We start from the raw sequence: 5,860 nt of genomic DNA, 5'->3' as shown, positions 1-5,860 counted from the left end.
CAAAAATCCCATGTCGATCACTCCGTATGCCTCCAGCTGCTTCAAGCCGAGGCAGGGTTGCACATGGGTCAATTCTCAATGACAATTTTGGCGGTTGCCGGGTCAATTCTCAGTGGCAATCAACACTACTACAAAACCGACCGCGGCTATCACCCGCGCTCGCTGAACTCGAACGGCGGCTGGAACGTGACCTCGGCCATGTCCTTCATGAACATGCCGCAGCTCACCTACATCCACGAGATCTCGCCGCGTCCGGCGCTGATCATCGCCGGGTCCGAGGCGCATTCCCGCTATTTCAGCGAAGACGCCTATGCCGCGGCACGCGACCCCAAGGAACTGGTGATCATCGACGGCGCGGATCACTGCGATCTCTACGACCGGAAGAACATCATCCCCTTCGACCGCCTTCAGGCGTTTTTCGAAGGCCACCTCGCGTGAATCCCCGGGCCTGCCCTCGAATTCGGGGGCAGGTCTCATCGCCCCTTTCCCAATCATGGAGACGCCCCAATGAAGATGACCCTCGCCGCGCTTGCACTGAGCCTCACCGCCCCCGCAGCTTTCGCCCAGCAGATGACGCAGACCACACCTCTGGAGCGGGGCGGCCAGATCGGCAGCCCCGAGACCTTCACCGGCACGGTCTTCGTCGCGCCGGTCTTCGGCCCCGAGATGAACGATGTCAGCGCAGGTGAAGTGACCTTCCTGCCCGGCGCCCGATCGGCGTGGCACACGCATCCGGCGGGCCAATATCTCGTCGTGACCGCAGTGACCGGCTGGTACCAAGAAGAAGGCGAGGACAAACAGGTGATGCGCACCGGCGATGTGGTGTTCGCCCCGGCGGGCGTGAACCATTGGCACGGCGCAACCGCAGGAACCTCTGTAACCCACTACGCGGTTCAGGCGGTTCAGGACGGCTCCGCGGTGACATGGGGCGAGTTGGTGTCCGACGAGGACTACGGCAGCTGAGACCGAATGCCTGCAACGGGAGACCGGTATGACCGGTCCCCGTCACTTCGCCAAGTCACCGATACTAAGGATGCTCCCATGAAAACCCAGATCATTGCCTCCGCCTTCGCTCTCGCCAGCACCACCGCCTCGGCGCAGGACATTGCCCGGACCCTTCCTGCCGCCGCCAATGCGGTGGCTCCGGCGCTCGCCGCCTATGCTACCGAAGACCTCTTCGGCTCGGTCTGGACCGATGAGACGCTCTCGATGCGCGACCGCGCGCTCGTTACCTTCGCGGCGCTGGTCACACGCCAAGAGGCGGACACGCTCGGCCCTCACACCGAACTGGCACTCGACGCGGGCGTGACCCCGGCGGAACTGTCGGAAACCATCACCCATCTCGCGTTCTACACCGGCTGGGGCAACGCCATCGCAGCCGCCGAGGCCATGGCCCCGGTCTATGACGCGCGCGGCGTGACCGCTGAAGACCTGCCCGCTCTCGCCCCTGATCTCCTGCCGCTGGACGAAGAGGCCGAAGCCGCGCGGGAAGAGACTGTTCAGTCAAATTTCGCCGCCGTCAGCCCCGGCGTCGTCGACAGCACGCGCGAGCTGCTGTTCAACGACCTCTGGCTACGCCCGGCCCTTGCGCCCCGCGACCGCAGCATGGTCACCGTCGCGGCACTGATCACCGCCGGTCAACCCGAGCAGATGACCTTTCACCTGAACCGCGCGATGGACAACGGGCTGACGCAGGACGAGGCAGGCGCGATGCTCTCGCATCTTGCCTTCTATGCGGGCTGGCCCAAGGTGTTCTCGGCGATGCCCGTGGCGCGGCAGGTGTTCGAGAGCCGCGCAGACTGAAATCCTGCGGCGCGGCCCCGGCCCCGCCGCCTCACCAACGGAGACATTCCATGAAGATCATCCGAGCTGGCAGCACGCCCTCCGCCCCCGGTCCCGAGGACTATTTCACCGGAACCGTGCGGATCGACCCCATGTTCCAAGCCGACGCCCCGGGCCGCACCAGCGGTGCCCATGTCACCTTCGAGCCCGGCGCCCGCACCGCGTGGCACACCCACCCGGCGGGGCAGACCATCATCATCACCTTCGGCCGCGGCCGGGTGCAGCGCGAAGGCGACCCGATCGAAGAGGTCACAACCGGCGACGTGGTCTTCTTCCCCGCCGAGGAGAAGCACTGGCACGGCGCATCGCCCGATACCGCCATGTCGCATATCGCCATTCAGGAGAGCATTGATGGCACGCCGGTGACCTGGCTGGAGAAGGTCTCGGACGCGGACTATTCTGGCTGAAGGCAACCGCGCTGCCGCATATTGTGGTGGCAGCGCGGCGATGGCTGCAAGGCCGAGTTCCGGCGCTCCGGAACGTGGACGTGAGCGACGGTTTGCTTTGAGACGCCATCGCCGAACGTCCAGTAACTCCAAGCGTGAGTTCGCCTATGCCTCGGCTTTGCAACCACGGCGAATGGCCGGTCTGGCGAGGCTGCTCCGCATCGAAGGCGACTTTTATGAACGGCAGGAGTGGGCCGTCAAATTCCGATCCGCGCTTGCGCAGTAGCAGTCTTGTGCAAATGCGAAGCAAACTCTGTTGTGGGCGCGGTCAGGTCTATCGTTCTAAACGAAATGGGGTGTCCTTGAATAACCAGGGTTTCGTCAACGCTGCCGCCAACTTGCGGATGGAGCAGAATTCCTTCCGAGGTCAGACTGGGAGGCTGCTCCATGTGTTCCTGTGTACGCAAATATGCATACATCTGGTATAGATACCCGCTTCGCAAGATTTCGTCCCTGTGGTTCGATCTGGTCAGAATTCGGGTGAACTTGGTGTCGATGACCACGTGACGTTCGGTTTCGGGATGGGTCAGTTCGATGTCGGTCTGCATGCCAGGAAGGATCGCGGACAGGCCTGGGGTTGTGCCGGACACAGGCCAAGCGAGGCGTCGCCCCTGGGCAATGGACCACCCCTCTGGCTTCAGGGCTATACGGAGCGCATTGCCGATGGCGCGTTCGAAGAGACGGCGGATCAGGTGCTCGGTCGTCTCATCACCGGGCTGTAGCGAGGCCCCTTTGGTTTCGGTCGGTATCGTCCCATCGAAGACCATCCGGGCAAGTGCCACCATCATCCTGTCCGCATTCTCGTTCCTGCCTATCTGGTCGGTCGCCAGTTCGGCGCGAGAGGGCCTGCGCGCCGAGACGCCCGCGCGCGCGAAATCCGCCGCGAGGCTGCGACAACGATGTCCGGTCTCCCGGACGGAGACTCGGGCAGAGAGACGTTCAAGCGCAGCGCGAACCAGCCTGTTTCGCGGCGTGTCCATGACATGCTCTTCGAACCGGCAGGCGATCTGACCGCGCTCCATGAGCTGGCCCGCCTCTGTCGCCAGCATGTCGATGCGACCGCGTACACGCGGCAGAACTGCTGTCCGCGCCTGGTAGCCACGGCTCAAGTTGCGGTGAAGTCGATCTTCGACCACGTGGGCCATCAGGCGGCCGATGAGATCCGGCAAGTCCTGGGCCTGCTCGACATCGCGCTCGAATCGACCCTGGAGTTGAACGAGATCGGCGGCATAGAGAAACAAGATCCAGATGTTGCGAAGCGGAATCTCGGAGGCCATCAGAGCCCGTCGCGCAGCCGCGCCTTTGCTCCGGCAGCCCTCTCGGGCGCATCAAACCAGTATTCGTCGAGCAGCGGTCCGATCTCCGTTTCTATCACGTCGTTGAACCAGCCCTTCGGATCGGCCAGCGGCTCGGTTGGCGTGATGTAGGAGTGGCCGACGCGGAACTGCTGACCTAGAGTCCTGTCGCCGGATATCTCGTCGTTCAGCGCCGTCATGCGCGCCCGGATCAGATCCACCATGTCGCTGTCGAGCCCGCGATCCGCGCACCATGCGGCCCAGGAATCGTTCAGCATGGGCTCGAGCGAGATGAAGGCGAAGCGCCGCCTGCCGCGCGACAATCAGGATGAGATTCTGCGTCAATCAGGATGAGACGGTGCGGCGGGTGTGTGTCGGAGGGAGGGCGTAGCCCGACCGGAGGCACACACCCGCCGCTTCGCCCGGTTACGGGGTCTGTGATCGCGGCCGGCCCGCTACACTGGTGGTTTCCAGGAAGGGAGACCCACCTTTGTGCCGGGGCGCCATGTAACCGATCATCAGATGAGACTTTTCATGAAGTTGAGACAAGACCACCCCATCGAGACGGCCGCGGCCAAGGCCGGGATGAGCCGGGCGACGGGCTATCGTATCGTGCAGGATCCGCAATTGCCGTCGCAGAAGACGCTGTCTCGGGAACGGCGGCGGCCAGACCCGCTGGAGCGCATCTTCGATGCCGAGGTTGTCCCCTTGTTGCAATCTGCGCCGGGCATCCGTCCGGTGGCTGTTTACGAGGAGATGTTGCGCCGCCACCCTGAACTGTCCCCGGGCATTCGCCGGACGCTGGAGCGCCGGATCCGTGCCTGGCGGGCTCAGCATGGGGAAGATCAGGAGGTGATCTTCCGGCAGGTTCACGAGCCCGGTCGGCTCGGCCTGTCGGATTTTACCGACATGGGGCCGATCGGCGTAACCATTGGGGGCCAGGCTCTGGATCATCTGCTCTACCACTTCCGCCTGCCGTGGTCAGGGTTCGAGCATGCCCATGTCATCCTCGGCGGGGAGAGCTTCGTCGCCCTGGCGGAGGGGCTTCAGAATGCGTTGTGGTCGGTGGGGGCTGCGCCGCATTATCATCGCAGCGACAGCCTGTCGGCGGCTTTCCGCAATCTTGACAGCGACGCGCGGGCGGACCTGACGACACGTTACGAAGCGCTGTGCGCCCATTACCGGATGAAGCCGACCCGCAATAACAAGGGTGTGGCGCATGAGAACGGTTCGATCGAAAGCGCCCACGGCCATCTCAAGAGCGCGATCCGGGACGCGCTGCTGATGCGCGGCAGTTCCGACTTCGACGATCTTGGCAGCTACCGGGCCTTCATCGACGAGATCACCGGCCGCCGGAACGCGGCCCATGGCAAACGTATTGCGGCGGAACGGCCCCATTTGCAGGGACTGCCGGCGCGCCGCAGCACCGACTTCGAGGAGGTGATCGTCACCGTCTCCTCGACCGGCGGCTTCACCTTGCGCAAGGTGTTCTACACCGTCCCCTCCCGTCTGATCGGCCACAGGCTGCGCGTGCGCCTGTTCGATGACCGCCTTGAGGTCTTCATCGGCGGCACGCAGCTGCTGACGCTGCCCAGAGGCCGCGCGCAGGCCAACGGCAAGCATGACCAGGTCGTGAATTACCACCATGTCATCCATTCACTGCGCAAGAAGCCCATGGCGCTTCTGGGGCTGGTCTATCGCGACAAGCTCTTTCCCCGGCAGGAATACCGGCGGGCCTTTGATCTGCTCTGCGAGCGACTGTCCGATCGGCAGGCCTGCAAGATCACGGTCGAACTGCTTGCACTTGCCCATGACCGCGGCTGTGAGGGGGAACTGGCCGGTGAACTCGCCCGTGTTCTGGGGACCGACACCCTCCCGGACATTGCTGCCTTGCGAAGGAAGTTCGCCCCGGACCCGGCCGAATTGCCGGTCGTCTCGGTGCGGCCGGTCTCGCTGGGAAGCTACGAGGCGCTTGTCAGGACCGCGGCCATGGCAGGAGCACGCGCATGAAGAACGATCACAGCGTCGATGAAGCCCGCCTCGGCATCATGCTGAACGAGCTGAGATTGCCCACCATCAAGACCCTCTGGCCCGAGTTCGCGCGGCAGGCGGACAAGGAGGGCTGGCCCGCCGCGCGCTTCCTCTCTGCAATCGCCGAACACGAACTGGCCGAACGTGTCCATCGCAGGACGGCAAGACATCTGGCCGAAGCCCATCTGCCGCCCGGGAAGACCATCGACAACTTCGACTTCGTGGCCGTCCCGATGATCTCCAAAG

The 5,860-nt window shown here is 64.0% G+C and carries 8 protein-coding genes; 6 read left to right on the top strand and 2 right to left on the bottom strand.

Going from position 1 to position 5,860, the window contains the following annotated elements:
- From KNW02_RS21025 to KNW02_RS19895, 4 genes are all read left to right on the top strand, one after another.
- On the top strand, positions 1-438 hold a 438-nt coding region (locus KNW02_RS21025), incomplete at its 5' end, for an alpha/beta hydrolase (protein WP_252734149.1).
- A 69-nt stretch (positions 439-507) separates the two neighbouring features.
- The gene (locus tag KNW02_RS19905; protein WP_216034928.1) at positions 508-963 is read left to right on the top strand and encodes a (R)-mandelonitrile lyase; all 456 of its coding nucleotides are present in this window, start codon (positions 508-510) and stop codon (positions 961-963) included.
- A gap of 78 nt (positions 964-1,041) precedes the next feature.
- Positions 1,042-1,803, top strand: coding sequence for a carboxymuconolactone decarboxylase family protein (locus KNW02_RS19900; protein ID WP_216034927.1), 762 nt, complete (start codon positions 1,042-1,044; stop codon positions 1,801-1,803).
- 50 nt (positions 1,804-1,853) lie between these two features.
- A complete protein-coding gene (locus KNW02_RS19895; RefSeq protein ID WP_216034926.1) occupies positions 1,854-2,249 on the top strand; it encodes a (R)-mandelonitrile lyase in 396 nt (131 codons plus the stop codon).
- 236 nt (positions 2,250-2,485) lie between these two features.
- Here the strand turns inward: KNW02_RS19895 and mcrC are convergent, their stop codons facing one another.
- Positions 2,486-3,565: a 5-methylcytosine-specific restriction endonuclease system specificity protein McrC gene (gene mcrC, locus KNW02_RS19890; protein WP_216034925.1), complete on the bottom strand. Its 1,080-nt coding sequence runs from the start codon at positions 3,563-3,565 to the stop codon at positions 2,486-2,488.
- A complete protein-coding gene (locus KNW02_RS19885) occupies positions 3,565-3,906 on the bottom strand; it encodes a 5-methylcytosine-specific restriction endonuclease subunit McrB (RefSeq protein ID WP_216034924.1) in 342 nt (113 codons plus the stop codon). Before KNW02_RS19885 ends, mcrC begins: the two co-directional genes overlap by 1 nt.
- A gap of 169 nt (positions 3,907-4,075) precedes the next feature.
- Between KNW02_RS19885 and istA the strand changes: the two genes are divergently transcribed.
- Both istA and KNW02_RS19875 read left to right on the top strand, forming a co-directional pair.
- On the top strand, positions 4,076-5,593 hold the full coding sequence (gene istA / locus KNW02_RS19880; RefSeq protein WP_431356778.1) for an IS21 family transposase: 1,518 nt from the start codon (positions 4,076-4,078) through the stop codon (positions 5,591-5,593).
- On the top strand, positions 5,590-5,860 hold a 271-nt coding region (locus tag KNW02_RS19875; protein WP_252734148.1), incomplete at its 3' end, for an ATP-binding protein. The genes istA and KNW02_RS19875, both read left to right, overlap by 4 nt.

The sequence above is a fragment of the Paracoccus marinaquae genome (genome assembly GCF_018860165.1).
Lineage (GTDB): Bacteria > Pseudomonadota > Alphaproteobacteria > Rhodobacterales > Rhodobacteraceae > Paracoccus > Paracoccus marinaquae.
The sequence above is the reverse complement of the archived record's forward strand: the minus strand, read 5'-3'. Positions and strand labels throughout refer to the sequence as shown.

What these genes read in the sequence shown, in the direction of transcription:
- KNW02_RS19905 (WP_216034928.1), top strand. Translation starts at nt 508, where the DNA reads ATGAAGATGACCCTCGCCGCGCTTGCACTGAGCCTCACCGCCCCCGCA.
- KNW02_RS19900 (WP_216034927.1), top strand. Translation starts at nt 1,042, where the DNA reads ATGAAAACCCAGATCATTGCCTCCGCCTTCGCTCTCGCCAGCACCACC.
- KNW02_RS19895 (WP_216034926.1), top strand. Translation starts at nt 1,854, where the DNA reads ATGAAGATCATCCGAGCTGGCAGCACGCCCTCCGCCCCCGGTCCCGAG.
- mcrC (WP_216034925.1), bottom strand. Translation starts at nt 3,565, where the DNA reads ATGGCCTCCGAGATTCCGCTTCGCAACATCTGGATCTTGTTTCTCTAT.